Source organism: Streptomyces sp. NPDC028314, from assembly GCF_055565795.1.
The window spans coordinates 263598-288308 of sequence record NZ_JBVHTP010000003.1 but is presented as its reverse complement, the minus strand read 5'-3'; the positions used below and the strand labels follow the sequence as shown (position 1 = coordinate 288308).

General features: G+C 71.4%; 25 protein-coding genes. 17 read left to right on the top strand and 8 right to left on the bottom strand.

Annotation, left to right across the window (positions count from 1 at the left end; all coding sequences use genetic code 11):
- Window positions 1-16: 16 nt before the first annotated feature.
- Window positions 17-256, top strand: a complete 240-nt coding sequence (locus ACZ4TG_RS09100; RefSeq protein ID WP_468160951.1) for a hypothetical protein — start codon at window positions 17-19, stop codon at window positions 254-256.
- A gap of 47 nt (window positions 257-303) precedes the next feature.
- Here ACZ4TG_RS09100 and ACZ4TG_RS09095 read toward each other — a convergent pair whose 3' ends face one another.
- Both ACZ4TG_RS09095 and ACZ4TG_RS09090 read right to left on the bottom strand, forming a co-directional pair.
- Window positions 304-657 carry a PRC-barrel domain-containing protein gene (locus ACZ4TG_RS09095; RefSeq protein ID WP_468160949.1) on the bottom strand — a complete coding sequence of 118 codons (354 nt, stop codon included), beginning with the start codon at window positions 655-657 and terminating at the stop codon, window positions 304-306.
- The gene (locus tag ACZ4TG_RS09090) at window positions 650-883 is read right to left on the bottom strand and encodes a hypothetical protein (RefSeq protein ID WP_468160947.1); all 234 of its coding nucleotides are present in this window, start codon (window positions 881-883) and stop codon (window positions 650-652) included. Before ACZ4TG_RS09090 ends, ACZ4TG_RS09095 begins: the two co-directional genes overlap by 8 nt.
- Before the next feature lie 225 nt (window positions 884-1108).
- Here ACZ4TG_RS09090 and ACZ4TG_RS09085 point away from each other — a divergent pair, with 225 nt between their 5' ends.
- Window positions 1109-1750, top strand: coding sequence for an endonuclease (locus ACZ4TG_RS09085; RefSeq protein WP_468160945.1), 642 nt, complete (start codon window positions 1109-1111; stop codon window positions 1748-1750).
- A 39-nt stretch (window positions 1751-1789) separates the two neighbouring features.
- Here ACZ4TG_RS09085 and ACZ4TG_RS09080 read toward each other — a convergent pair whose 3' ends face one another.
- Window positions 1790-2050 (bottom strand): DUF6213 family protein, encoded by a 261-nt coding sequence (locus tag ACZ4TG_RS09080; RefSeq protein ID WP_468160943.1) that lies wholly within the window; start codon window positions 2048-2050, stop codon window positions 1790-1792.
- A gap of 221 nt (window positions 2051-2271) precedes the next feature.
- On the opposite strand from ACZ4TG_RS09080, the gene ACZ4TG_RS09075 reads away from it, so the two are divergent.
- The 4 genes from ACZ4TG_RS09075 to ACZ4TG_RS09060 all read left to right on the top strand — a co-directional run bounded on the left by ACZ4TG_RS09075 (window position 2272) and on the right by ACZ4TG_RS09060 (window position 5421).
- Complete coding sequence (locus tag ACZ4TG_RS09075; protein WP_468160941.1) at window positions 2272-2454, top strand: hypothetical protein; 183 nt, start codon at window positions 2272-2274, stop codon at window positions 2452-2454.
- A gap of 331 nt (window positions 2455-2785) precedes the next feature.
- On the top strand, window positions 2786-3607 hold the full coding sequence (locus tag ACZ4TG_RS09070; RefSeq protein ID WP_468160939.1) for a response regulator transcription factor: 822 nt from the start codon (window positions 2786-2788) through the stop codon (window positions 3605-3607).
- Window positions 3600-4763: a sensor histidine kinase gene (locus ACZ4TG_RS09065; RefSeq protein WP_468160937.1), complete on the top strand. Its 1164-nt coding sequence runs from the start codon at window positions 3600-3602 to the stop codon at window positions 4761-4763. Before ACZ4TG_RS09070 ends, ACZ4TG_RS09065 begins: the two co-directional genes overlap by 8 nt.
- An 88-nt stretch (window positions 4764-4851) precedes the next feature.
- Window positions 4852-5421 (top strand): DM13 domain-containing protein, encoded by a 570-nt coding sequence (locus ACZ4TG_RS09060; protein WP_468160935.1) that lies wholly within the window; start codon window positions 4852-4854, stop codon window positions 5419-5421.
- 107 nt (window positions 5422-5528) lie between these two features.
- On the opposite strand, the gene ACZ4TG_RS09055 is transcribed toward ACZ4TG_RS09060, so the two are convergent.
- On the bottom strand, window positions 5529-6431 hold the full coding sequence (locus ACZ4TG_RS09055) for an alpha/beta fold hydrolase (RefSeq protein WP_468160933.1): 903 nt from the start codon (window positions 6429-6431) through the stop codon (window positions 5529-5531).
- 181 nt (window positions 6432-6612) lie between these two features.
- Here ACZ4TG_RS09055 and galT point away from each other — a divergent pair, with 181 nt between their 5' ends.
- The 6 genes from galT to ACZ4TG_RS09025 all read left to right on the top strand — a co-directional run bounded on the left by galT (window position 6613) and on the right by ACZ4TG_RS09025 (window position 13849).
- On the top strand, window positions 6613-7668 hold the full coding sequence (galT, locus tag ACZ4TG_RS09050) for a galactose-1-phosphate uridylyltransferase (protein WP_468160931.1): 1056 nt from the start codon (window positions 6613-6615) through the stop codon (window positions 7666-7668).
- Window positions 7665-8624, top strand: a complete 960-nt coding sequence (galE, locus tag ACZ4TG_RS09045) for a UDP-glucose 4-epimerase GalE (RefSeq protein ID WP_468160929.1) — start codon at window positions 7665-7667, stop codon at window positions 8622-8624. Before galT ends, galE begins: the two co-directional genes overlap by 4 nt.
- The gene (gene galK, locus ACZ4TG_RS09040; RefSeq protein ID WP_468160927.1) at window positions 8621-9754 is read left to right on the top strand and encodes a galactokinase; all 1134 of its coding nucleotides are present in this window, start codon (window positions 8621-8623) and stop codon (window positions 9752-9754) included. Before galE ends, galK begins: the two co-directional genes overlap by 4 nt.
- A 109-nt stretch (window positions 9755-9863) precedes the next feature.
- Window positions 9864-10673 carry a DeoR/GlpR family DNA-binding transcription regulator gene (locus tag ACZ4TG_RS09035; protein ID WP_468160925.1) on the top strand — a complete coding sequence of 270 codons (810 nt, stop codon included), beginning with the start codon at window positions 9864-9866 and terminating at the stop codon, window positions 10671-10673.
- A 376-nt stretch (window positions 10674-11049) separates the two neighbouring features.
- Complete coding sequence (locus ACZ4TG_RS09030) at window positions 11050-11919, top strand: peptidoglycan-binding domain-containing protein (protein WP_468160923.1); 870 nt, start codon at window positions 11050-11052, stop codon at window positions 11917-11919.
- Between the two features lie 175 nt (window positions 11920-12094).
- Complete coding sequence (locus ACZ4TG_RS09025) at window positions 12095-13849, top strand: glycoside hydrolase family 35 protein (protein WP_468160921.1); 1755 nt, start codon at window positions 12095-12097, stop codon at window positions 13847-13849.
- Window positions 13850-13975: 126 nt separating this feature from the next.
- Here the strand turns inward: ACZ4TG_RS09025 and ACZ4TG_RS09020 are convergent, their stop codons facing one another.
- Window positions 13976-15436 carry an RICIN domain-containing protein gene (locus ACZ4TG_RS09020; protein ID WP_468160919.1) on the bottom strand — a complete coding sequence of 487 codons (1461 nt, stop codon included), beginning with the start codon at window positions 15434-15436 and terminating at the stop codon, window positions 13976-13978.
- 362 nt (window positions 15437-15798) lie between these two features.
- Window positions 15799-16797: a LacI family DNA-binding transcriptional regulator gene (locus ACZ4TG_RS09015; RefSeq protein WP_468161448.1), complete on the bottom strand. Its 999-nt coding sequence runs from the start codon at window positions 16795-16797 to the stop codon at window positions 15799-15801.
- A gap of 267 nt (window positions 16798-17064) precedes the next feature.
- Here ACZ4TG_RS09015 and ACZ4TG_RS09010 point away from each other — a divergent pair, with 267 nt between their 5' ends.
- The 3 genes from ACZ4TG_RS09010 to ACZ4TG_RS09000 all read left to right on the top strand — a co-directional run bounded on the left by ACZ4TG_RS09010 (window position 17065) and on the right by ACZ4TG_RS09000 (window position 20385).
- On the top strand, window positions 17065-17991 hold the full coding sequence (locus ACZ4TG_RS09010) for a carbohydrate ABC transporter permease (protein ID WP_468160917.1): 927 nt from the start codon (window positions 17065-17067) through the stop codon (window positions 17989-17991).
- A 4-nt stretch (window positions 17992-17995) separates the two neighbouring features.
- Window positions 17996-18985: a carbohydrate ABC transporter permease gene (locus tag ACZ4TG_RS09005; protein ID WP_468160915.1), complete on the top strand. Its 990-nt coding sequence runs from the start codon at window positions 17996-17998 to the stop codon at window positions 18983-18985.
- A 68-nt stretch (window positions 18986-19053) separates the two neighbouring features.
- Window positions 19054-20385 carry an ABC transporter substrate-binding protein gene (locus ACZ4TG_RS09000; protein WP_468160913.1) on the top strand — a complete coding sequence of 444 codons (1332 nt, stop codon included), beginning with the start codon at window positions 19054-19056 and terminating at the stop codon, window positions 20383-20385.
- Between the two features lie 254 nt (window positions 20386-20639).
- On the opposite strand, the gene ACZ4TG_RS08995 is transcribed toward ACZ4TG_RS09000, so the two are convergent.
- Both ACZ4TG_RS08995 and ACZ4TG_RS08990 read right to left on the bottom strand, forming a co-directional pair.
- Window positions 20640-21968: a ricin-type beta-trefoil lectin domain protein gene (locus ACZ4TG_RS08995; RefSeq protein WP_468160911.1), complete on the bottom strand. Its 1329-nt coding sequence runs from the start codon at window positions 21966-21968 to the stop codon at window positions 20640-20642.
- A gap of 130 nt (window positions 21969-22098) precedes the next feature.
- On the bottom strand, window positions 22099-23439 hold the full coding sequence (locus ACZ4TG_RS08990; RefSeq protein WP_468160909.1) for an LCP family protein: 1341 nt from the start codon (window positions 23437-23439) through the stop codon (window positions 22099-22101).
- 205 nt (window positions 23440-23644) lie between these two features.
- On the opposite strand from ACZ4TG_RS08990, the gene ACZ4TG_RS08985 reads away from it, so the two are divergent.
- Together ACZ4TG_RS08985 and ACZ4TG_RS08980 are read left to right on the top strand one after the other, a co-directional pair.
- Complete coding sequence (locus ACZ4TG_RS08985) at window positions 23645-24268, top strand: hypothetical protein (protein ID WP_468160907.1); 624 nt, start codon at window positions 23645-23647, stop codon at window positions 24266-24268.
- 172 nt (window positions 24269-24440) lie between these two features.
- Complete coding sequence (locus ACZ4TG_RS08980) at window positions 24441-24644, top strand: cold-shock protein (RefSeq protein WP_328929665.1); 204 nt, start codon at window positions 24441-24443, stop codon at window positions 24642-24644.
- Window positions 24645-24711 lie beyond the last annotated feature (67 nt).

Genomic DNA, 24711 nt, shown 5'->3' with positions numbered 1-24711 from the left:
GGAGAGGAGCGGAACCGTGAACGACAACGAACGGGCCCCGGAGCGGGAACCGGAAGGGGCCGGCCCCCAGTTGCCCGACAAGGGCGCCATGGTCGACGAACACGGCCGAGCGCCCGGAGTGCCGTCGCGTACGGGAACCGGATCGAGCGCGCCACCGGCCGATCCGGAACGGGTCGCACGAGCGGCCGCCGAAACCGACGAGGATCCTGAGCGTGACGAGGATCCGAACCGTGCGGTCCGGCGGCGGGACGGGTAGGGCGGACGACGGGTAGCGCCGACCTGTACGCCCCCCCGAGCAGTCGCCTACATGTGCGGCATTCCGTAGTAGCGGGCGAACTGTTCCAGGTAAGTGGTCTCGCCGGAGTGAGCCGCCGCGTCGTACCTGGGCGCGTTCTTGATCTGCTCCTTGGTCCGGTCGACGTACACCTTCTCCTCGACCTTGTCGATCCGTCGGATGGTGCCCGCCGGCAGCAGTACGTGCTTGCCGAAGATCCAGGGCCCGGTGTCGACGACCAGATAGGACGCCCCCACGTCCTCCGAGTGTTTGTCGATCTTGCCGATACCGCCGTCCGTGGCCTCGACCTCGTATCCGACCAGGTCCAGGCCCTCCTGATGGCCGACGTCCTGCCCGTATCCCCAGATGCCTTCCTCACCCATGGTTCTCACCTCGCTTCTTCTCCACCCCCTCGCTCTTCGGGCCCACCCAGTGCCTGAGCCCCGTCGCGGGGTCCGGTGCCGTACCGGGGCGGTCGAGGCGGCTCGCCTCGTCCGTGTCGGCGGCGGCCGTCCGTTCTTGGTCGTGCCGCGCGGTTCGTCGCCCGGCCCGCCGGGAGCTGTGCCCGTCGTGCGGGGGTACGCCTCCTGCGCCGCCCTGCTCGTCCATGGCTGCCTCCTCGTCTTTCGGGGCCTCTCTCCATGGCGGCTGCCCGTCCCCCGGCGGCCGAAACCAGGCGGTCCGCCGGCGCGCACGCGGGGGCGTATGCCGGGTGCGGCCGGGCAGGCGCCAGGGGGACCGTACGTACCGGACCGGCGGCGGCCGGCCTCGGTGTCAACCATTCAGGCGTCAACCGTTTAGATGCCAATTGTCCAGACTGCGGGGAGGCGGCGGATGGATCAGCGAGCGGAAGTGAACCGCCTGCTGGCGGAATACGGCCGGACGCACGCGCAGGAAGCGGGCATCCGGCTGCGGAACACCCCGGCCCCGCTCTACCAGGTGCTGGTGCTGACCGTGCTCTTCTCCGTACGCATCAGGTCCGACATCGCCGTCGCCGCGGCGCGCGAGCTGTTCTCGGCCGGTATGCGCACCCCGCGGGCGATGGCCGACGCGGCGTGGCAGGAGCGCGTCGACGCCCTCGGCAGGGCCCACTACCGGCGCTACGACGAGAGCACGGCGACCGCCCTGGGCGACGGGGCGGTGTTCCTGCTGGAGCGGTACGGCGCAGACCTGCGGCGGATGCGTGACCGGGCGGGCCGGAATCCGGCCCGGATCCGCGAGCTGCTGCGGGAGGTGCCCCGGATCGGCCCGGTCGGGGCGGACATCTTCTGCCGGGAGGTCCAGGGCCTGTGGCCCGAGCTGCGGCCCGCCTTCGACCGCAGGGCCCGGGAGGGCGCTCGCGCCCTGGGGCTCCCGCAGACACCGGAGGGGCTGGCCGGGCTCGTTCCCGCCGCCGACCTGCCCCGACTGGCTGCGGCCTTGGTCCGGACCCGGCTGGCGCACGGGACCCCGGACCGGAGTGGGCACAGCGCCTGAACCGCGAGTACAGCGTGCACGCCAGTCGTCCCTGCCGCATCACTCCCCGTCCGGCCCCTGCCCCTCCTCGTCCTCCGGGGCTGACGCGAAGGCGATGCACTCCACGTCGATGCTGTCGGCGAGGCCGTCCAGCACGCCGGCCAGGCTGTCCACGGTCTGCCGGTCGACGGCCGTACCCTCGGCGTCCGCCGCACGCACCCAGTCGATGGCGATGGAGCGCAGCAGGGCGGTGACCTGGTCGGCGGGGATCAGCGGGCCGCCGTGGCCTCCCGGGATCAGCGGAATGGTGACCTGGATCATGAAACCGCCTCCCGGAAGCCTGTGAGTGAGCGTTCGTACGTGTCCGCGGTGACCGGCGGGACCACCGGCGCAGGGGCATTCGCGGAGCACATACCCCGCATGTCAGGCGCCAATCTCCGGCAGGTGGCCGCAGCCTGCCTGCCGTCCGACACGAGTGGCTCGCTCCTGGGCGGGTAGGTGCCCCTGCCCGAACCGATGCGAAGACGAAGGAGCCCGCCGGCATGGACAGCACGGAGCAAGCGCCGCAGAAGCCCGGCAAGGGTCGTGAGGAGCAGGCGAGCGAGCATCCCGGGCCGGACCCGGTGCACCCCGAGGCCAGCAAGCCGGTTCCCGGCCGGAGCCCTGAGGAACTCAGGAAGCGGCAGGAACGGCGGATGGCCCGCGACGACGACGAGACCGAGTAACGGGCGCGGGGTCCGGCGGCGAGCGAGCTGGACGGGGTGCCGGTCCGGGCGTGGATGCCTGGACCGGCCTGGCACGGGGACGCCGACTCATCGTCGCCGTCGGTCAGGACACCGCACCGCCTGCGGCCCGCAGCCGCTCGGCGAACGCCCGTGCGCCGGCCAGGTAAAGGTCGTCGCCGCACCACGCGTGCCTGGTGGAGGCGGCGATCAGGGAACACGAGTCGCGGACACCGTAGAGCGACACCCCGCGCGACGGCCGGCCTTGACGGCGCGCGAAGCGAAGCGGGCGGGCGGGGTCCGCCACCACGCGGCGCGATGCCACCCTGGAGGCATGCAACCCAGTAACGAGCGGCTCGCAGCCACGGGCGCCGATCACCGCCGCACCGCCTCCGGTGACGTCACGGGCAGCGTCCTGGTGGTGGACGACGACCCGACCGTCTCGGAGGTGGTCACCGGCTACCTCGAACGTGCCGGGTTCACCGTGCACCAGGCCGCCGACGGACCGGCCGCCCTGCAAGCCGCCGCCCGCCACCGGCCCGACCTGGTCGTCCTGGACCTGATGCTGCCCGGCATGGACGGCTTGGAGGTCTGCCGCAGGCTGCGCGCCGGCCAGGAAGGGAGCCCTCACGTAGCCGTGGTCATGCTCACCGCGCGCGGTGACGAGGACGACCGGATCCTGGGCCTGGAGGTCGGCGCCGACGACTACGTGACCAAACCCTTCAGCCCGCGCGAGCTGGTCCTGCGCGTGCAGTCGGTGCTGCGCCGGGCGTCCGCGCAGCCGCCGGCCGGGCAGCCCCTGCTCGCGGCAGCCGGCCTGGCCGTGGACCCGGCCGCCCGCCGGGCGACCAAGGACGGCAGGGAACTCGCCCTCACCCAGCGGGAGTTCGACCTGCTGGTGTACTTCCTGCGGCACCCCGGACAGGTCTGCGACCGGGAGCGGCTCATGCGCGAGGTCTGGGGGTGGGACTTCGGGGACCCGTCCACGGTCACCGTCCACGTCCGCCGACTCCGGGCCAAGACCGAGAACGATCCCGCAGACCCGCAACTGATCCGGACCGTATGGGGCGCCGGATACCGCTTCGAAGCGGCACCGGACGCGCCGCACCACCCCGGAGCCCCGGCCGGCACCCGGACGGAGGACGGCCGTGCGTGACCTGCTGCTGATCGCCCTCTACGCCCTCCTCGGAGCGGGAGCCGCCGGACTTCTCGGCACCGCCGCCCTGCGGATACTGCGCAGGCGAAGCGTCGCCGTGTCCCTGGCGGTCGTCGCCGCCGTCGCCGTGTCCGCGATGCTCGCCGGGACGCTCGCGGTGGCGTGGGCGATGTTCCTGTCCCCCCACGACCTCGCCGTGGTGACCACCGTCCTCGCCATGGCCGCCGCCGTCTCGCTGGGCACCGCCCTGCTGCTGGGCCGGCAGGTCGTACGGCGCTGCCGGGAACTCGTCGGCGCGGCACGCGCCTTCGGAGCGGAGGGAACCTTCACGACTCCCGCCGTACCCGCCCCCGCCGAACTCGCCGCGCTCAGCCGCGAACTGGCCCTCACCAGCGAACGCCTCGCCGCCTCCCGGGAACGGGAGCGGGCCCTGGAGGCCTCGCGACGCGAACTCGTGGCCTGGATCTCGCACGACCTGCGCACCCCGCTGGCCGGGCTGCGCGCGATGTCGGAGGCGCTGGAGGACGGTATGGCCGCCGACCCGGCCCGCTACCACCGCCAGATGCGAGCCGAGGTGGAGCGCCTCAACTCCATGGTCACCGACCTGTTCGAGCTGTCCCGTATCCATGCGGGCGCACTCTCCCTCACACCCAGCCGCATCTCCCTCTACGACCTGGTCGGTGACGCCCTGGCGGGAACCGACGCGCTCGCCCGCGAACACGGGGTGCGGCTCGCCGGCGCCGGAGTGGCCCCGCTGCCGGTGGAGGTCGACGGCAAGGAGATGACCCGGGTGCTGTCCAACCTGCTGGTCAACGCCATCCGCCACACTCCGGCCGACGGCACCGTCGCGATCGCCGCCGAACGCCGCGCGGACACGGTGGTCCTCTCCGTCACCGACGCCTGCGGCGGCATCCCCGAAGAGGACCTGCCCCGCGTCTTCGACACCGGCTGGCGGGGTTCCCAGGCCCGCACCCCTCCCTCGGGCGCCGGCCTCGGCCTGGCCATCGTCCGGGGCATCGTCGAGGCCCACTCCGGACACGCGGACGTCCACAACGTCCCCGGCGGATGCCGCTTCGAACTCACCCTCCCCGCCCCCGCCCAGCGGGACATGACCCCGAGCCGCTGGTCAGGCTCGTACCCGCGCCGCGTGACGTAAGGCTTTCGTCATCAGTGTGCGGATGGCGTGGCGACCGCACTGCCGCGTTGAATGACCATGACGCACCACCGACGGAGAAGGAACGGTCATGACACGAGGTACGGGACGCCGCGGCAGGCTCATCGCCACCGCTCTGATCGCGGCGGTGGTGGTGCTGGGCGCGGGCCTGTACTGGTTCCAGCCATGGAAGTTGTGGCAGGACGAGACGGTCCGGGAGGCCCTGCCGACCGGTTCGAGCGCCCCCGCCGCTCCGTCCTCGTCGGCTCCCTCCACCGGCGCGGTGGCGCCGAGCGTCCCATCGGGCCCGCTGACCGTCGCCCACGGCTCGCTGATCAGCCACGAGCACAGCACCACGGGTACGGCGAAGCTCGTCCGTCTCCCGGACGGGTCCCATACCCTCCGTCTGGAGAACCTCGAGACCAGCAACGGTCCCGACCTGCGCGTCTGGCTCACCGATGCCCCGGTGAAGGAGGGGACGGCCGGCTGGCGCGTGTTCGACGACGGGAAGTACGTGAGCCTCGGCAAGCTCAAGGGCAACAAGGGCGACCAGAACTACACGATCCCCGCCGACGTGAACATCGCCGACTACAGCAGCGTCACCATCTGGTGCGACCGCTTCGACGTCTCCTTCGGCGCGGCGCCGCTGCGGTCCGTCTGACCACCGCAAGGACGCGTTCTCGGGAGCGTTCCGGCGGGTCTGTGATCCCGGCCCAGGTGACAGGCTCGCCGGGGTGTGGCCGAGGCGCTCGCTCGGCCGCCGACGCTTCAGTCGGCCCGTCGCCCGCTCTCGACGCGGTGGACCAGCGCTGCGATGTGCGCGGCGAGCTCGGGCCACAACTCCCGCGGAAGGCTGTGGCCCATCCCCTCCAGGACCACCAGTTCGGCACCCGGGACGGCGGCGGCCGTGGCCCTGCCGCCGCTGACATCGCACAAGGCGTCGGACGCGCCGTGCACCACCAGGGTGGGCACCCGCAGGGACCGGAGGCGTTCGGTGCGGTCGCCCGTCGCCACGACCGCGAGACCCTGCCGCTGCATGCCGAGGGCGTCGTAGCCGCGGTCGAAGACCCGTCCGGCGCGCTCGGCGGCGACATCCGCGTCGAACCCGAAACCCGGTGACGCAGCGAGGCGCAGGGCGCGCACCTGCCACTCTACGAACGCCTCCCGGTCCTGCGGAGGGCCTCCCAGCCCGGCGAACAAGGAGAAGTCGGCCTCGCCCACACCGGGTTCACCGGTCGTGGACATCATCGAGGTCAGCGAGCGGACCCGGTCCGGATGCTCGATCGCCACCATCTGGGCGATCATCGCGCCCATCGAGGAGCCGACGAGGTGCGCGCCCGCCAGGCCGAGCGCGTCGAGCAGGCCGACGGTGTCGGCAGCCAGGTCGGAGAGCGAGTAGGACGCCGTCGAGAGGTCGCCGGCCAGGGCCGCCGGGAAGTCCGGCACGGGCGCGTCATGCAAGTGCGTCGACCGGCCGCTGTCACGGTTGTCGAACCGGATCACTTGCAGGCCGCGGTCCACCAGAGCCTGGCAGAACCCCTCCGGCCAATTGATCATCTGGGCACCGGCTCCCATGATCAGAAGAACCGGCGGTGCGCCCGGCGCACCGAACCGTTCGTAGGCGATCTCGATACCGGACGGGCCGACCTGCCGCGCTTTCAGTTCTGCCATGGCCAAAACGGTAGCCCCCACATGCGCGGAGGTGCTGGGCGACGTCGTCCCCGGACGGGCCGTGTTGGCGCCTCTGGCGAGGACCGTGAAGGAGTCTGTTGACTTTCGTTGCTTTCTGTTTACTCTCTTGGTGTGTGGCTCGACTGGGAGCTGCCGCACACCGATGAGACGGGCGAGTTCCGTGAAGAGAACCACCACCAAGCTCGCGGACGGCCGCGAGCTCATCTATTACGACCTCGACGACGGCGCCGACCGCGACGCGCTCGACCAGCGCACGCTGGAGCCCGTCGTGAGCGAGCCGGAACTGCGGCTGGACAGGGCGACCGGAGACTGGGTGGCCATCGCCTCCCACCGCCAGGGGCGCGCGCACCACCCGCCGGCCGACACCTGCCCCCTGTGCCCCTCTCGGGAGGGGCGCCACAGCGAGATCCCGGCCGCCGACTACGAGGTGGTGGTGTTCGAGAACCGCTTCCCGTCCCTGGCCGGCCGAGCGGGACGTTGCGAGGTGGTGTGCTTCACCCCCGAGCACGCCGAGAGCTTCGCCGATCTCACCGAGGACCGGGCCCGCCTCGTACTCGACGCCTGGACGGACCGCACCGCGCGGCTGGCGGACCTGCCGGGCATCGAGCAGGTGTACTGCTTCGAGAACCGGGGCGCCGAGATCGGCGTCACCCTGGCACACCCGCACGGGCAGGTCTACGCATTCCCGTTCGTCCCCCCGCGCACCGCCAAGATGGTTGCCGCCGCGGACGCGCACCGGGCCGCGACCGGGCGGAACCTCTTCGAGGACCTGCTGGTTGAGGCCCGCTCGACGGCGTCGCGGGTGGTGCTCGCGGGCGAGTACTGGACGGCCTTCGTTCCCTACGCAGCGCGCTGGCCGTACGAGGTGCACCTCTATCCGCACCGCCGTGTCCCCGATCTCACCCGGCTCACGGAGGCCGAACGCGCCGAGTTCCCGGGCCTCTACCTGGAACTGCTGCGCAGGTTCGACCGGTTGTTCCCCGGCGACGCGGAGCCGGAGCCGGCGCCGACCGCACCCACCCCGTACATCTCCGCCTGGCACCAGGCACCGAAGTCCGGCGGGGATGAACTGGCCCTGCACCTGGAGCTGTTCACCGTCCGGCGGGCGGTCGGCAAGCTCAAGTTCCTGGCCGGGGTCGAGTCGGGCATGGAGTCCTTCGTCAACGACGTGGCGCCGGAAGCCGCGGCGCGGCGCCTGAGAGAGGTCGCGTCATGAGCAGGTACCTGGTCACCGGCGGCGCCGGTTACGTCGGCGGCGTGGTCACCGCCCACTTGCTGGAGGCCGGCCACCGTGTGACGGTGCTGGACGACCTGACGACGGGGACGTCCCAAGGCGTCACCGAAGGAGCCGAGTTCGTCCGCGGCGGGATCGCGCAGGCCGCCGCCCTCCTGGACGCAGACTACGACGGGGTGCTGCATTTCGCCGCGTCCTCGCAGGTCGCGGAGTCCGTGCGGGACCCGGAGAAGTACTGGCGCAACAACGTGGCCGGTTCGCTGGAGCTCATCACCGCCATGCGCCGGGCCGGCGTGCGCACCCTGGTGTTCTCCTCCACCGCGGCCGTCTACGGCGAACCCGAGGACGTGCCGGTCACCGAGACCTCCCGGACCGCGCCGACGAGCCCCTACGGAGCGACCAAACTCGCGGTCGACCACCTCATCACCGGTGAGGCCGCGGCCCACGGCCTGGCCGCCGTCTCCCTGCGGTACTTCAACGTGGCGGGCGCCCACGCGGGCCACGGCGAGCGCCACGACCCCGAGTCCCACCTCATACCGCTCCTCCTCCAGGTGGCCCTCGGGCAGCGCAGGGACATCAGCGTCTACGGCGACGACTACCCCACGCGCGACGGCACCTGCGTACGCGACTACATCCACGTCGCCGACCTCGCCGAGGCCCACCTCCTCGCCCTGGACGCGGCCCGCCCCGGCGAGCACCTGATCTGCAACCTGGGCAACGGCGAGGGCTTCACGGTCCGCGAGGTGATCGACTCCGTCCGGCGGGTGACGGGCCACGCGATCCCCGCCGTCGCACGGGGCCGCCGCGCCGGCGACCCGGCCGTGCTCGTCGCGTCGGCCGACCGCGCACGCGAGCTCCTCGGCTGGCGTCCGCGCCGCACCGACCTGGACTCCATCGTGGCCGACGCCTGGGCCTTCGCACTCGAGGAGAGCGCGTGAACGAGGACTTCCGGCGCATCTTCGCCGCGTACCCGGACGGAGTCTGGGCGGCCCCCGGCAGGGTCAACCTCATCGGCGAACACACCGACTACAACGACGGTTCCGCCCTGCCCATCGCGATCCCGCAGACCACCCTGGTCGCGGCGCGGCGGCGCGAGGACGGAAGGCTGAGACTGCACAGCGCCCAGGGCGACGGTCCGGTCATCGACCTCGCGGTCGCCGACCTGATGCCCGGCGCCGTCACCACGTGGGCCGCGTACCCGGCCGGTGTCGTCTGGGCGCTCCGCGAGGCCGGGCTCGCGGTCGGGGGCGCGGACCTCCACATCGACAGCACGGTGCCCGCCGGCGCCGGCCTGTCGTCTTCCGCCGCACTGGAGTGCGCGGTCGCCCGCGCCTACGACGATCTCTACGGACTGGGCCTGAGCGCCCCGGACCTCGCCCTGCTCGCCCAGCGGGCGGAGAACGCCTTCGCCGGCGTCCCGTGCGGGGTCATGGACCAGATGGCCTCCGCCTGCTGCACCACCGGTGCCGCGCTCCACCTGGACGTCCGCGCCGGGACCCACGAACAGGTTCCGTTCGCCCCCGAGGAACGCGGGCTGCGGCTGCTGGTCGTCGACACCCGCGTCAAACACGACCTCGGGGACGGCGCGTACGCCGCACTGCGCGCCGGGTGCGAGCACGCCTGCGCCCTGCTCGACGTGGCCGCCCTGCGAGACCTCACCCCGGCGGACCTCTCCTGGGCCGGGCGCCGGCTCCCCGCGCGGCTGGTGCCGCTGGTCCGGCACGTGGTCACCGAGAACGCCCGGGTCGCAGAGGCCGTCTCCCACCTGCGGGCGGGCCGTGTCGCGGAGCTGGGCCCGATCCTCACGGCCGGTCACGTCTCGCTGCGCGACGACTACCGGGTCTCCTGCGCCGAGACCGATCTCGTGGTGGACACCGCCGTGGCGGCGGGAGCCCTGGGGGCACGGATCACCGGTGGGGGGTTCGGAGGATCCGTCATCGCTCTGGTGGGCGAGGACCGGGCCGACGAGGTGGTCGCCGCGATCGCAGCGGCCTTCCGGTCCGCCGGGTACCAGGCGCCGCAGCTGCTCCCGGTCACCCCGGCGGCCGGCGCCCGGCGCATCGCTTGAGCCGACCTGGGATGCCAGGACCCCGGGACGTAGACTGTTCGTTTGTGAGGGGTGCCGTGTGTCTTTGATTTCGCACACGGCCGAGGCACAGAGGAGCGGGGACGAGATCGTGACGGACGCAGCACGCCTTGCTCCCCAGCGGAGGGCGCTGATCCTCGACATCGTGCGCCGCGACGGAGCCGTGCGCGTGGCCGAGCTCGTGGAGCGGCTCGGGGTCTCCGACATGACCATCCGCCGTGACCTGGACGTGCTGGCCCGCGGCGGCTCGCTCTCGAAGGTGCACGGTGGTGCCATCAGCGCCGCGGCCACGACCGGCGACGAGCCGTCCTTCGAGACCAAGACCGCCCTGGAATCGCGCGCCAAGGCGGCGGTGGCGGAAGCCGCGGCCGCGCTCGTGAAGCCGGGCAGTGTCGTCGCCATCTCCGGAGGGACGACGTCCTACGCCGTGGCGACCCGGCTCCGGGACGTCCCGGGTCTGACCGTGGTGACCAACTCCCTGCCCGTCGCCGAGCTGATGCGGACGAAGGGGGCGGAGCACGGCTCCGCGGGCCACACACTGCTGCTGACGGGAGGGACTCCGACGAAGTCGGCCTCCCTGGTCGGCCCCCTGGCGGACCAGGCGATCCGCTCCCTCCAGGTGGACCTGCTCGTCATCGGCGCCCACGGCGTTTCCGAGCGTGCGGGCGCGACGACCCCGAACCTGGCGGAGGCGCAGACCAACCGCACGCTGATCGCCTCCGCCACGCAGGTGGCCGTGGTCGCCGACCACACCAAGTGGGGCGTGGTGGGGCTCAGTCAGTTCATCACGCTCTCCGAGATCGACTACTTCGTCTCGGACGACGGGCTCGACGCGCATGCCCGTGCCGTCCTGGGCGACACGGTGGGCCGGCTGATCCTGGCCGACACCCAGTCGGCGTAGCAGCGTACGGCGCGGCCGCAGATCGGGCGCCCCGGATCAACCAGCCTTACCCGCGACAGAGTTCGCCGTTCGGAAAGCATCCGACGGTTCCTCTGTCGCACCTTGACGCCGCAACACCGCTGCGATGGAATGTGTTGCACGATGTTTGAACGTGGCGGTAATCAACACCCGCGTTAGCTTCCCGGCCGTGCCCGCCCAGGGCGGCCGGCCATCCCGCGGCGGCGATCCCGCGGCAGCGATGCCGGCCGCGCGCACCTGCGAGGAACACCCCGCTCCCGTGGCCGCCGACGACGGGCCGTCATCTCGCACGCACGTACCGGGAGTCGGGACGCGAACGGGCCGCATCGGTTGCACCCACCCAGTCGACTGGAGAACAGTGACCACCCCTCCCCCCTGCCCGCTGTGCGGCGCCGGCTCCCGCTGCGCTTGCCGCCACGACCAGCCGGACGACGAGTTCGTCCAGCAGCGGATCCGGCCCTATGTCGTCCTGGAGGCCGCGCCGGATCACATACAGGCCCCGGAATCCACCTGGCTGCCTCACCGGATCGCCCCGGGAGAGGGCTGGCACTCCCCGTCGCAACCGTGGCCGACCGCCCCACCGCGCGGCTCCGGGCACCGGCAACGTCGCAGGCTACCCGGGCGGTCGAGCGGTACACGGCTCGCGGCCACCGCCACCGCCACCGTCCTGGGCACCGCCGCGATCGCAGGCGCGCTGTCCTTCGTCGAGACCGCGGACCCGGGGGAGTCGAAGGCCGGCCCTCCGGCCGTCAGGCTGGAGCTCGTCGATCCGTCCGGCGGAGCCTCGCCGGGCGGATCGAGCGCTCCGCACCCGGCCGCGCCCACCGGGCCGGCGCCCACGCGGCCCGCATCCGCCCGGCCGTCCCCGCCACCGTCCCAGCCCCCCTCCGTCTCGCCCGCCGCCGCCCCCGCGCCCACCGGACCCGCCGCCGATACGTCGCCTCCCGGGGAACCCGACGCCATCCCGGACCCCACCGGGGGAGCCCCGACGGCGACACCGTCGGACGCAGGCCCGACGCTGAAGCGGGGCAGCGAGGGGAAGCAGGTGTCCGAACTCCAGGCACGGCTCGCGCAGATCGGGCTGTGGCCCCACCCGCGGCGGGGCCGGTACGACAACAAGATGGAGGAAGCCGTCAGGTCCTTCCAGGCCGCCCACCGGATCCGCACGGACCCGCCCGGCGTCTACGGTCCGGCCACCCGGAGCGCGCTGGAGTCCCTCACGCGGTGACGGCCGCCCAGCGGAGCGCCGACGGCGTGGAACAGCCCCGGGGGCCGGGGTCCACGCCGCGGGGGAGGGGCTTGCCATGGCACTGATGTTTACGCAAACATGCAGGGAATGGCAAGAGCCTCCTCCGATGCGCCCGACCTTCACGCATCCAGCTTCAGCTCAGGAGCACCCGTACATGCCTCTTCTCCAGACCGACGACGACGGGTTCCGACTCGACGGCGAGCCCTTCCGCCTGCTCTCCGGTGGGCTGCACTACTTCCGCGTCCATCCCGGCCAGTGGCGGGACCGGCTCCGCAAGGCCCGCCTCATGGGGCTCAACACGGTGGAGACGTACGTGCCGTGGAACCTCCACCAGCCCCGCCCGGACCGGTTCCGCATGGACGCCGAGCTCGATCTGCCGGCCTTCCTCGATCTCGCCGCCGCCGAGGGACTCCACGTCCTCCTGCGGCCCGGGCCCTACATCTGCGCCGAGTGGGAGGGCGGCGGCCTGCCCTCGTGGCTCCTGGCCGAAGCCGACATCCGGCTGCGCACCCGTGACCCGCGGTTCCTCGCCGCGGTCGACGACTACTTCGCGCGGCTCCTGAGCCCGCTGACGTCCCGGCTCGCCAGCCGGGGAGGTCCGGTGCTCGCGGTGCAGGTGGAGAACGAGTACGGGGCCTACGGCGACGACACCGCCTACCTGGAGCACCTCGCGGCCTCGATCCGCCGCTGCGGTGTCGACGTTCCGCTCTTCACCTGTGACCAGCCCGCGGACCTGGAACGCGGCGCACTGCCCGGCGTCCTCGCGACCGCCAACTTCGGAAGCCGTTCCGTGCAGAACCTCGCGGCGCTGCGCGCCCTCCGTCCGCTCGGTCCGCTGCTGTGCACGGAGTTCTGGATCGGCTGGTTCGACCGCTGGGGCGGCCACCACGTGGTGCGCGACGCGGAGCAGGCCGCCCAGGAGCTCGACGCGTTGCTGGCGACCGGAGCCTCGGTCAACTTCTACATGTTCCACGGCGGCACGAACTTCGGTTTCACCAACGGCGCCAACGACAAGCACACCTACCGGCCGACCGTCACCTCCTACGACTACGACGCCCCCCTCGACGAGGCCGGCGACCCGACCGAGAAGTTCACCGCCTTCCGCGAGGTCATCGCCAAGTACGCGCCGGTCCCCGCCGGGCCCCCACCCGTACGCGGGGAGAAGATCAGCCTGGAAGCGGTGGCGTTGGGCGAGAGCGTCAGCCTGCTGGACTGCGCGCCGATCCTCGGGGACGCCGTCGAGTCCCCGTCACCGCTGACGATGGAACAGCTCGGGCAGGACTTCGGCTTCGTGCTGTACGAGACGACCCTGCCGGGCACCGGTCCCGTACTGCTCGAACTGGAGCAGGTGCGCGACCGCGCCCAGGTCTTCCTCGACGGACAGCCCGTCGGGGTGCTGGAACGCGAGAGTCACGAGAACTCCCTCGCCTTCACCGTCGGGCGCCCCGGCAGTGTCCTGAGCATCCTCGTGGAGAACCAGGGCCGCGTGAACTACGGGCCGGGCATCCACGACCGCAAGGGGCTGCCCGGGCGCGTCCTGCTGGACGGGGCGCCGCTCGTCGGGTGGAGCAGCAGGCCGCTGCCGCTGACCTCGCTCGCGGGCCTGCCGTTCGCCGCAGCGGGCCCGACGACGCCGACCGGACCCGCCTTCCACCGCGGCACCTTCGACGTGGCCCGGCCGGCGGACACCTTCCTCCACCTCGACGGGTGGACGAAGGGCTGCGCCTGGATCAACGGCTTCGCGCTCGGCCGCTACTGGTCCCGGGGCCCCCAGCGGTCCTTGTACGTACCCGGCCCGGTGCTGCGCACCGGCGCCAACGAGGTCGTCGTACTCGAACTGCACGCCCCCGACCGAGCACGTGAGGTCGACTTCCGGGACGCACCCGACCTCGGCCCCACCGAGGAGTAGCGCATCCGTCCTGGAAGCCGAAGCCGAAGGCACCCGGCTGCCGGTGGCGGCCCGTAGACGGCCGGCCGTGCCCCGCGCACACGGCACGGGGCACGGCCGGGCGGCCACCGGAGGCGCGCCGGAAGGTCAAGCGGCCGAGCGCCGCCACTTCTGGTTGTCGCCGGAGTTGCACGTCCACTGGATGAGCGGCGCGCCGTCGGTCGTGGCCTGGTTGGTGACGTCGAGGCACTTCCCGCTGTGCTGGGCGACGAGCCGCAGCCCGCCCGGTCCGGACTGGGCCGTCTTCCACTTCTGGCCGGGTCCGTCCCCGCAGGCGGTCTGGACGACGGCGGCGCCGTCCTCGGTGGACGCGTCACGGACCGCGAGGCAGTTGCCGCTGTGGCGCAGCATGATCTGCACCGTGCCGGCCCCGGCGCCCTGGAACCACACCTGCTGGTTGACGCTGCCGGATCCGCAGGTCCACTGGACCAGGGCGGCCCCGTCGGCGACCGACCAGTCGGCGGCGTCGGCACACTTGCCGCTGTGCACGGCCGTCAGCGTGTTCCAGTCGCCCGTGCCCCGGACGGTGCCGGCAACCGTGGAGATGATGATCCGGGGGAAGTAGTCCATGGACAGTGTGGTTCTGGTCGGGAACTTCAGCGGCAGCCAGATGTACCGGGAGTCCTGGACCCGGCCTCCCATCGAGTCGCCCCAGCGGTCGCCCATGTACATGTGGGTGGTGACACCCGAGGTGCCTTCGACGGGCAGTACGTAGGCGGTCTGGGAGCCGTAGGTCCTGCTGTCCCCGAAGTCCCGCAGCGAGCTCCATGAACCGGTGATGCTGTCGGCCGTCCCGTATTTCTGCTGGTTGGGCGACCACCCGGTGGCGCCGGAGGTCAGCAGGAAGTACACGCCGTCGCGCTTGAACATGGCCGGAGCCTCGCGCCACTGGCCGGCCCACAGCTTCTGGACCTGGGTCTCCGCGCCGGTGTAGCTCGCGTTCAGCCGGTAGACGTGGAGGTCCGCGTTCTCGTTGGCGGCCGAGATCATGTAGCCGGCGCCGTCGGTGTCGACGAAGGTGGTGATGTCCCGGGACATGTGGCCCAGGGGCCGGAAGCTGCCGCGCCAGGAGTAGTCGCCGTCGACGGTGGAGGAGACGGCGACCGCGGCTCGGGCCTCGCTGTAGTCGCTGGCGCTGCCCTCCTTGTGCATCCACATGACGAACTCGTCCGTGGCGCGGTTGTACATGACCTTGGGACGCTCGATGTTGGCGGTCGCCAGTTCCGGATCGCTGGCCTGGGACAGGACGTGGTTGCGGAACTCCCAGGTCTTGAGGTCGGTGGAACGGTAGGCGGACACGTACCGGAAGCTGTTGTCGGGGTTGCGGTCCTCACCGAACCAGTAGTAGTAGTCGTCCACCTTGATCACCCCTCCGCCGTGGGCGTGGACGGGGCTGCCGGTGGGATCGGTGAACTGCGTCGCGTTGACGACGGTCACGGGGGACGGCGATGCCTCGGCGATGCCCGGAGTGCCGAGGAAGCTCACGAGGAGGGCGGCCACGAGGGCGAACAGGGCCACGGCCGCTGTGCGCGGGGGATGACGTCGCATGGTGTGTACCTCTTGCCGGCTGACGGGTGCGGATGCGGGTGCGGGTGCACGCGGATGCGTGCGGGTGCGTGTGCGCAGGGGGCGCCGCGGGCCGGTGGCCCGGCGTCGGGTTCTGTGAAACCGGTGTATCGCCCCGGTTATGTTTACGTAAACACGCGGGAGTTGGCTGTGAGTGTGGAAGCCGATCCGAGGCCTGTCAAGAGTTTGGGCAGGAATCCGCGGCAGCGCGTCCGGAGCAGCCCTGCCCCGTCAACTCACCCTCAGCGGGCCGTGTTTGCCCGCCACGGCGGATCACGGTGCCGGCTTGCGGGACCCGGTCGCGCCGTGCGGGGACGCCGCGCGGCCGGCCCGTCGGCGTCACGTCACCCGAGGTGGCCGGCCCCGCAGCGAGCCGTGCTGCGGCGGACGACGAGCCGGGTCGGTACGAGCGTCGTACCGCCCTCCAGGGTCTCTCCGCCGAGCTCCCGCAGGATGGCGTCGACGCACAGTTCCCCCACCTTCGCGAAGTCCTGGTGGATTGTGGTCAGAGGGGGAATGAAGGACGTCCCCTCGGCGATGTCGTCGAAGCCGACCACGCTCACGTCCTCGGGCACGCGCCGGCCGCTCTCGTGCAGGGCCCGCAGCACTCCGAGGGCCATCTGGTCGTTCGCCACGAACACCGCGGTGCAGCCCGGCTCTTGAGCGAGGCGCAGCCCTGCCCGGTAGCCGGATTCCGGGGTCCAGTCGCCGCGCAGCACGGGAGGCACGTCACGGCTCCGCTCGCGCAGGGTCGCCTCCCAGGAGGCCGCGCGCCGGCCCGCGGCGAACGACTCCTCGGGCCCCGCGATGTGCCAGACCGTGTCGTGGCCCAGTTCCAGGAGGTGCTCCACCGCGGCGCGAGCGCCCTGCTGCTGATCGGTGTCCACCACGTGGAAGCGGTCTCCGGCATCGGAGTCCACGACCACGACCTTTACGTGAGGGGGCAGTTCCAGCAGCCTCGCGTCGAGCAGGTGGACCTCCATGATCAGCACGATCGCGTCGACGGCGAGTTCGTCCAGCCGCGTGAAAGCACCCTTGACGTTGTCCCGTGTCGGGGCGTCCAGCGGGATCAGCGTGACCGCGTACCCGGCACGGGACGCGCAGGTGGCGATGGCTTCCAGCGTGCGCACGTTGCCGGTGCTGGACAGGCTCATGGTGATGACGCCGATGGTTCGGAAATCGCCGCGCTTGAGGGCGCGGGCAGCGCTGTTGGGCCGGTAGCCGAGCTCCTTCATCGCCTCCAGCACCTTGCGCCGGGTCTCCTCGACGACCGCCGGATGTCCGTTGGAGACCCGGGACACCGTCTGCGAGGAAACCCCGGCGCGGTGTGCGACGTCCGCCATCGACACACGGGCCTGCCGGCCCTTCGGCGTGCGTCGGCCTCCGACAGCAGCCGCCTTGGCGAGCGTGGCCGTGTCCTTTTCCGTCACCGGGTTTCCTCCATCGACTTCGGCGTGCTTGACGCTCCCCGACGGGAGTGCCACCATCACGCTACCGATGATTACGTAAACATTTCTCATCGCTGCCTGCCCGATGCGGCCGTTTCCGGCCCGGAGGCCTCTCTTCCCTTTCGTCGCACACCTGTCGGTCACCGACACAAGGACCCCACCATGACGCTCCAGCCGTCACCGGCCACAGCAGTCTCCCAGCCCCGTCCACGACCCCGCTTCCGCGTCCGAAGGGAGTCCCTCGTCGGCTGGGGGTTCGCCGGGCCGTTCGCCGCGGTGTTCGGGCTCGTCTTCCTCGCGCCCATCGGATACGCGCTCTACCTCAGCCTGATGCGCGACCGCCTCATCGGCGGAACCAGTTTCGTCGGCGCGGACAACTACGTCCAGGCGCTGACCGATCCCCGGTTCTGGGAGGGCTTCGCCCGGGTCGCGCTCTTCCTCGCCGTCCAAGTGCCGATCATGCTCGGGATCGCGCTGCTGGTCGCTCTCGCCATCGACAGCGGCAGGCTGTACGGCAAGGCCTTCTTCCGCGTGTCGGTCTTCCTTCCGTACGCCGTCCCCGCAGTGGTGGCCGGCCTGATGTGGGGATTCATCTACGGCACCAGGTTCGGGCTGGTGGGCGACGTCAACGACGTCTTCGGGCTCTCCCTTCCCGATCCCCTCTCGCCCCAGCTGGTGCTCGCCTCGATCGGCAACATCGTGACCTGGGAGTTCGTCGGCTACAACATGTTGATCTTCTACTCCGCGCTGAAAGTCGTGCCCCGTTCGCTCTACGAAGCGGCCGCGATCGACGGTGCGGGGGAGTGGCGGGTCGTGACGGCGGTCAAGCTGCCGGCCATTCGCGGCGCCGTGGTCATCGCAGCCCTCTTCTCGATCATCGGCAGCTTCCAGCTCTTCAACGAGCCGAGCATCCTGCAGAAGCTGGCCCCCAACGCGATCACGAGCGGATACACGCCGAACCTCTACACCTACTCGCTGGCCTTCTCCGGCCGACAGCACAACTACGCGGCGACCGTGGCCATCGTGATGGGCGCCATCACCGCGGTCATCGCCTACGCGGTCCAGTTCCGCGGCATGCGGAAGGGCTGAGCACATGACCCCGAACTCCTCCGTCGCCCCCGCGGAAACCACGAAGGCCGCAGCACGGCCCCGCACCCCGGACACGCGCCCTCCGGGCGACCGGAGACGGACGGGCGTATCCGCGGGCCGACGCCGTCCCCGGCGCCCCCACACCCCCCTCGACCCGCGGCCCAGTGTCCCGCTGACCCTGGTGACCGCGCTGGTCCTCGTCTACACGCTGCTTCCCCTCGTGTGGCTGGTGATCAACGCGACCAAGGACCAGGAGGACCTGCTCGGCTCGTTCGGCCTGTGGTTCGGCAAGGACTTCCACCTCTGGGACAACATCTCCCGCACCCTGACCTACGACGACGGCGTCTTCGTCCGCTGGATGCTGAACACCCTGCTGTACGTCGCCGCCGGGGCGGGCGGCGCGACGGCCCTCGCCGTCCTCGGCGGATACGCCCTGGCCGTGTACGAGTTCCCGGGCCGGCGCGCCGTCTTCGCCGTCGTCATCGGAGCGGTGGCCATACCCGGTACCGCCCTCGCCGTACCCACGTTCCTGATGTTCAGCCACATGGGGCTGGTCAACACGCCGTGGGCCGTGATCATCCCCTCCCTCATCTCGCCCTTCGGGCTGTACCTGATGTGGGTGTTCGCCGCCGAGGCGGTACCCCGCGAGCTCCTCGAAGCGGCCCGCATCGACGGCTCCGGGGAGCTGCGCACCTTCTTCAGGGTCGCCCTGCCGCTCCTCATGCCGGGAACCGTTACCGTGCTGCTCTTCTCCATGGTCGCGACCTGGAACAACTACTTCCTGCCGTTGATCATGATCAAGGACCCGGACTGGTACCCGCTCACCCTGGGACTCAACGCGTGGAGCGCCCAGGCCCAGACCGCGGGTGGGGAGGCCGTCTTCGACCTCATCATCACCGGCTCCCTGCTCACCATCGCGCCGATCGTCGTCGTCTTCCTCCTGCTCCAGCGGTACTGGCAGTCGGGCCTGGCCGCGGGCAGCGTCAAGGAGTGAGCGCGATCGCCCCCGTTCCTCCTGTCGACCCTCCTTTTCCGCACACCGAATCAGGAGCACCACCACCGATGAGAACGAACAGCACCCGCCGGCTCCTCGCCGCCGTCACCGCGACGTGCGTCATGGCCCTCGGGCCCACCGCCTGCGGCACCTCGGACCCCGCCGAAGACGGAGAGGTGAAGGACGTGGCCGCGGCGCTCCAAGAGGGCGGCAAGGTGACGGTGTGGGCGTGGGAGCCCACGCTCAAGAAGGTGGCCGCCGACTTCGAGAAGAAGTACCCGAAGGTGGACATCGAGCTCGTCAACGCCGGTACGGGAGACAAGCAGTACACGGCGCTGCAGAACGCCATCGCCGCCGGCTCGGGCGCCCCCGACGTCGCGCAGGTCGAGTACTACGCCCTCGGCCAGTTCGCCATCGGCAAGTCCATGGAGGACCTCACGCGCTACGGTGCGTCCGCGTACGACAAGGCCTTCACCACCGGGCCGTGGAGCGCGGTGCGGTACGACAAGGCCGTGTACGCCCTCCCCATGGACTCCGGCCCCATGGCCCTGTTCTACAACAAGAAGGTATTCGACCAGCACGGCGTCGCCGTCCCCACCACCTGGGACGAGTACGTCGAGGCGGCCCGGGCCCTGCACAAGGCCGACCCGAAGCTCTTCATCACGAACGACACCGGGGACGCGGGCGCCACCACCAGCCTCATCTGGCAGGCCGGCGGCCGCCCCTACAAGGTCGAAGGCACCAAGGTCGGCATCGACTTCGGCGACCCCGGTACCAAGACGTACACGAGCACCTGGCAGAAGCTGCTGGACGAGCGCCTGCTCGCACCGGTCGGCTCCTGGAGCGACGAGTGGTACAAGGGCCTGTCCGACGGCAGCATCGCCACGCTGGCCATAGGCGCCTGGATGCCCGCCAACCTCGCCTCGGGCGCTCCCGGCGCATCGGGGGACTGGCGCGTGGCTCCCCTCCCGCAGTGGACGAAGGGAGCCAAGGCCGGCGCCGAGAACGGCGGCAGCTCCCTCGCCGTACCGAAGGCCGCCAAGAACAAGGAGCTGGCCTACGCCTTCATCGAATACGCGACCACGGGAGCCGGAGTCGCGACCCGGGTCGCCGAAGGGGCTTTCCCCGCCACGCGGGCGGACCTGGAGTCGAACGCGTTCCTGGAGACCGGCTTCCCCTACTTCGGCGGTCAGCAGGTCAACCAGGTACTGGCCGACGCCGCCCGGAACGTCGGGACCGGGTGGTCGTACCTGCCGTACCAGGTGTACGCGAACTCCGTCTTCAACGACACCGTCGGCAAGGCGTACGTCTCCTCGACGACCCTTGACCAGGGACTGGAGGCCTGGCGGAAGTCGAGCACCAGGTACGGCGCGGACCAGGGCTTCAGCGTCGACAAGTAGCGGGACCCGAAGAGGGTGAGGGCGGCGAGTGCCAGGGGCACACTCGCCGCCCGCCCTCCTCGTCGTCGCCGTCGTCATCCAGCAGCGGCGCAGCGGAGAGAGGGCCGTCGGGCTGCCCCACTGGCCGGCCTCGTCGCGAAGACGACAAGAGCCCCTGCCCCGCTCCGGTCGAGGAGCGGAGGCAGGGGCTCCAGGGACCCGGGCCCGGTGCGCGCGTACAGCCGCGTGCGGCACACGGTCGACCGGAGCAGGGGCTACTTCGGTGTGACCCAGACCTGGCGCTTGTTCGTGTTCGCCGTGTAGAGCTGCACCGCGGTCCCGTTGGCGGTCGCGCCGCCCGTCACGTCGAGGACCTTGCCCGACGCGACGTGGACGATCTGGCCCTTGGCGTTGACGGACCAGCGCTGCGCCGCGGTGCCGTTGCAGTCATGGAGGCTGATCTTGTTGCCGTCGGTGTTCGCGTTGCGCGCGTCGTCCAGGCACTTGCCCAGCGCGCGGAACGTACCGTCCTTGCCCAGGATCCACGACTGCGCCGCGGAGCCGTTGCAGGTGTAGAGCTGGATCTGCGTGCCGTTGACGGCCTTCCCGCCCTTGACGTCCAGGCACTTGGCGCCGATCCCGGTCACCTTCCCCTGGGGGGACAGCGCGGCGCCGGCGCCGGCGGCGAGGCGGCGCAGGCCCTGCACGTCGAACTGCTGGACGTAGTTGCCTGCGCGCTTGTCCTGGTAGGCGTACGTGGGCGTGCACATCACCGGGAACTGGCCGGAGTCGGTTCCCTTGACGCAATCGCTCTTGTTCAGGCTGCGGTTGGCGTGGGTCAGGCCCAGCGTGTGCCCGATCTCGTGGCTGATGTGGTTGCGCATGTACGCCTCACCCGTGGCGGCGGCGGGCTTGCCGGCCGAGGTGAAGAACTCGTCGTCTATGTACGCGTGCCCACTGGTCACGGTGTCCGGCAGTGAGGAGGCGGTCAGACCGCAGCTGAGGTGCGCGGTGCCCGAACCGTCCCGGACCACCTTCCAGCCGGTGCTGCCCATGGAGCCGCCCTCGGTCGGCGGAACGCACGGGTGGTGCAGGACCCCGATGACCACCTCGCCCCTGGGCCTGGCGTAGTCCCAGCCGACCGGCTTCGTGTCGACGGTGACCGGCAGGTTGGTGATGCGCCGCAGGTCCGCGGCGGTGGCCTGCACGTACGGGCCCAGCCAGTCCGCGGACTTCTGGTCGTAGAACTTGATCGTGTAGCCGGTTTCCAGCCACTTGGTGGCACCGCTCAGCTTCCACCCCTCGCCCTGGGGCGGTGCGGGTGCGGCGGCTGCGGCCGACCTCGTCGACTGCTGGGAGGCCGGCGCGCCGAGCGACATGACGCCACCCTTGAAGGTGGTGCTGTCGCTGCTGTAGGTGGCGGAGTCCTCGGCGTGGGTGTCGGGTGCCTCGGTCTGCGGCGCCGTCTCGGATGCCACGGACTCCGACGCACTGTTCCCGGTGTCCTCGGTGCCGAACGCGGTGGCCGAGAGCTGCAGACTCCCCACGACGGCCGCCGCGGCCGCCGCCGCGGCAACGATGGATATCCGGTGCTTGCCTGTCAATCGCAAGTGCTCATTGCCCTCTCGTCAGGAATCACTTCCCGCCGACCCTGCGGTAGGGCGGGCAGCGGGGATCGAGTGGATGATATGCCAGGGCGTCAAAGGTCCCCGCAGGTGGGTGAGTTGGGCCGCGTCAGCTGCCGGCGGGTGTGCTGGCGGGTTCCGGCCGGTCCTTAGGGCCGGCGCAGCGGAGGTGGTCGGCGGTGACCGGGGCGCCGTCGGCGACGTTGCGGTCGTACGTGACGGTCTTGACCACGGCGGGTTGCGTGCCGACGGCGACGTCGAACGGCGCGCCCTGAACCGCGACCGGCCGCAGGACGGAGCCGGGCAGAGCGGCCGCGAGGGTCGCCGCATCGTCCTCCCGGCCGGCGGGGTACCGGATGACCGGGGGGCCCGCAGGGCGTACCGCCGGCGCCGACCGCGAGGTGTCGGTGACGACGAACCCGTTGGCGCGCAAGGCCGCCGCGACGGCGGCGTCGTCCACACGCACGGCGATGTGGGCGGGATTCGTCACGGCCGGGGTTTCCGGGACGGGCTGGATGCGCGGGTCGCCGGTGATCGGGCGGTCCGCGCCCAGGGCGTCCCACAGCGCGGCGGAGCGGGGCTCGTCCCACACGAGCGTGGAGCCCACGCCGGGCACCCGGTGGTCGAAGAGCCGGATCGGTACGGTGGCGAACTCGGTCCGCTCTGCACGGAGACGGCCGAGGGCCCACCCGATGCGGACCAGGTCGTACAGCCCGGTCCGTTCGTCGGTGCGTACGGTCTTCAACAGCGTACGGACCGTCTGGGCCGTACTCACCGGCCCCGAAAGGGCGCCCTCGGAGCGAAGGCGGGCCAGCAGGTCGTTCACCACGCGCTGCTGGCGCCGGACGCGGCCGAGGTCACCGGGCCGGACGTCGACATGGCGGGCCCGGACGTAGCGCAGCGCTCCGTTGCCATTGACGTGGTGGCGGCCGGCGCCGATGTCGAGGCCGGAATTCTCGTCCTTGACCGGCCGGTCCGTGCACACCGTCGCGCCACCGAGGTTGTCGATCGTCTGCTCGAAGCCGAGAAAGCCGGTTTCCAGGTAGTGGTCGATGTGCAGACCGGTGACCTTCTCGACGGTGGCCACCGTGAGGGGGCCGCCGCCGAGCTTGAACGCGGCGTTGATCTTGCCTCGCGCGGGCTGCGTGTCGCCCGCGTATGCGACGTAGGAGTCGCGCGGGATGGAGACGACACTGGCGCGCCGCTCGTCTTCGGACAGATGTACGAGCATCATCACGTCGGTGCAGTTGCACCCCTCGCCACCGACGTGGAGCCGGCGCTTCTCGGCAGCGGAGAGACCGGCGCGGCTGTCGGTGCCGACGATCAGGATGTTCGTGCCGTGGCTGCCGCCCCTCGCCGGCCCGCTCACGGCCGAGACGGCCTGCGAGCCCAGGTGGGAGCCAGGGACGAGGGTTGCCAGGAGGGCGAGAGCAACAGTGAATCGACGCAACGCGCATCCCCGAAATCGGACGAAATGTGTTGATTCGGGACACTACTGGGCGCCACGTGAGTCGCGGCCCTGTACACGCCGATGCATCCGGGGAGGGAGCGCGGGTCCGGCAAATGCCCCGCTTGCCGCTGACATTCGTCACTTTCCTCCTCCCCGAACTCGCCCGAGCCTGAGAGGAGGAAACGACGGAACAGGGGGGGTATCCGTGACCGCGACGGAACGGATGACGGGGGCCGTGACGACCAGGCCGACCCGGGCAGGCATCGCGCGCGTGTGGGCCGGGTCGCTGACGGCGGTACTGGTGCGGCGCCCGCCGGTGCCGGGGCTGCGGCATTCGGCGGGGCTGCGGCAGGTGGTGTTCACCCTGGCGGCGATGGAGGTCGTGGTGGCCTTCCTGCTGTCCTCGATGCTGCCGCCCGCGGTCCGGCCGGTGCACGCGGCGCTGGAGGCGCTGCTGGTGCTGGCCGGATTCGGCCTGGTGGCCGCGGTGCTCCGGCATCCGCACGAGGTGGACGCGGAGCGGGTGGTCCTGCGGACCGGCTTCCTCGGGGACGTGACGCTGCCGCGCTCGGCGGTCCGCTCCGCGTCGCCGGTGATCCGCACCGTCCCGGGCCGGGGCCCGCGGCCGGTGCCGGGCGAACCGGGGGCGGTGGCCTGCTCGGTGGAGACTTCGCTGAACGTCGCCCTGCACCTGGACCCGCCGGTACGCCTCGACCTTGGCGCGGCCGGGCAGGTCGACGCGACCACGGTGTACGCCTCGGCGGACTCCGTGCCCGCTCTCTCGGCAGCCCTCCGGGCTCGGGTGAATGCCTCCGTCCGCAACCAGTGACGGTTGCTCTCTGGTGGCAGGCGGTTTCGGCGTGTAGCTTCAGCTCCAGCTGTCGTGGTTCGCAGTCCCTGCCCGCGCCCTGGCGTGGGCGTTTTGCTGTGCAGTGCCGGACCAGGGCGATCACCTCCGGGTCCGCGCGGTGCGGATCCGACATCGACTGAGAGGCATGGACATGGCCAGCGGAACCGTGAAGTGGTTCAACTCCGAAAAGGGCTTCGGCTTCATCGCGCAGGACGGCGGCGGACCGGACGTCTTCGCGCACTACTCCAACATCAACTCCACCGGCTACCGTGAGCTCCAGGAAGGTCAGGCCGTGACCTTCGACATCACGCAGGGCCAGAAGGGCCCGCAGGCGGAGAACATCACCGCCGCCTGACCCGGCAGCGCATCCACCCGCCCCGGGGCCATAAGGCTCCGGGGCGGTGCCGGATCGGCAGCCGGAT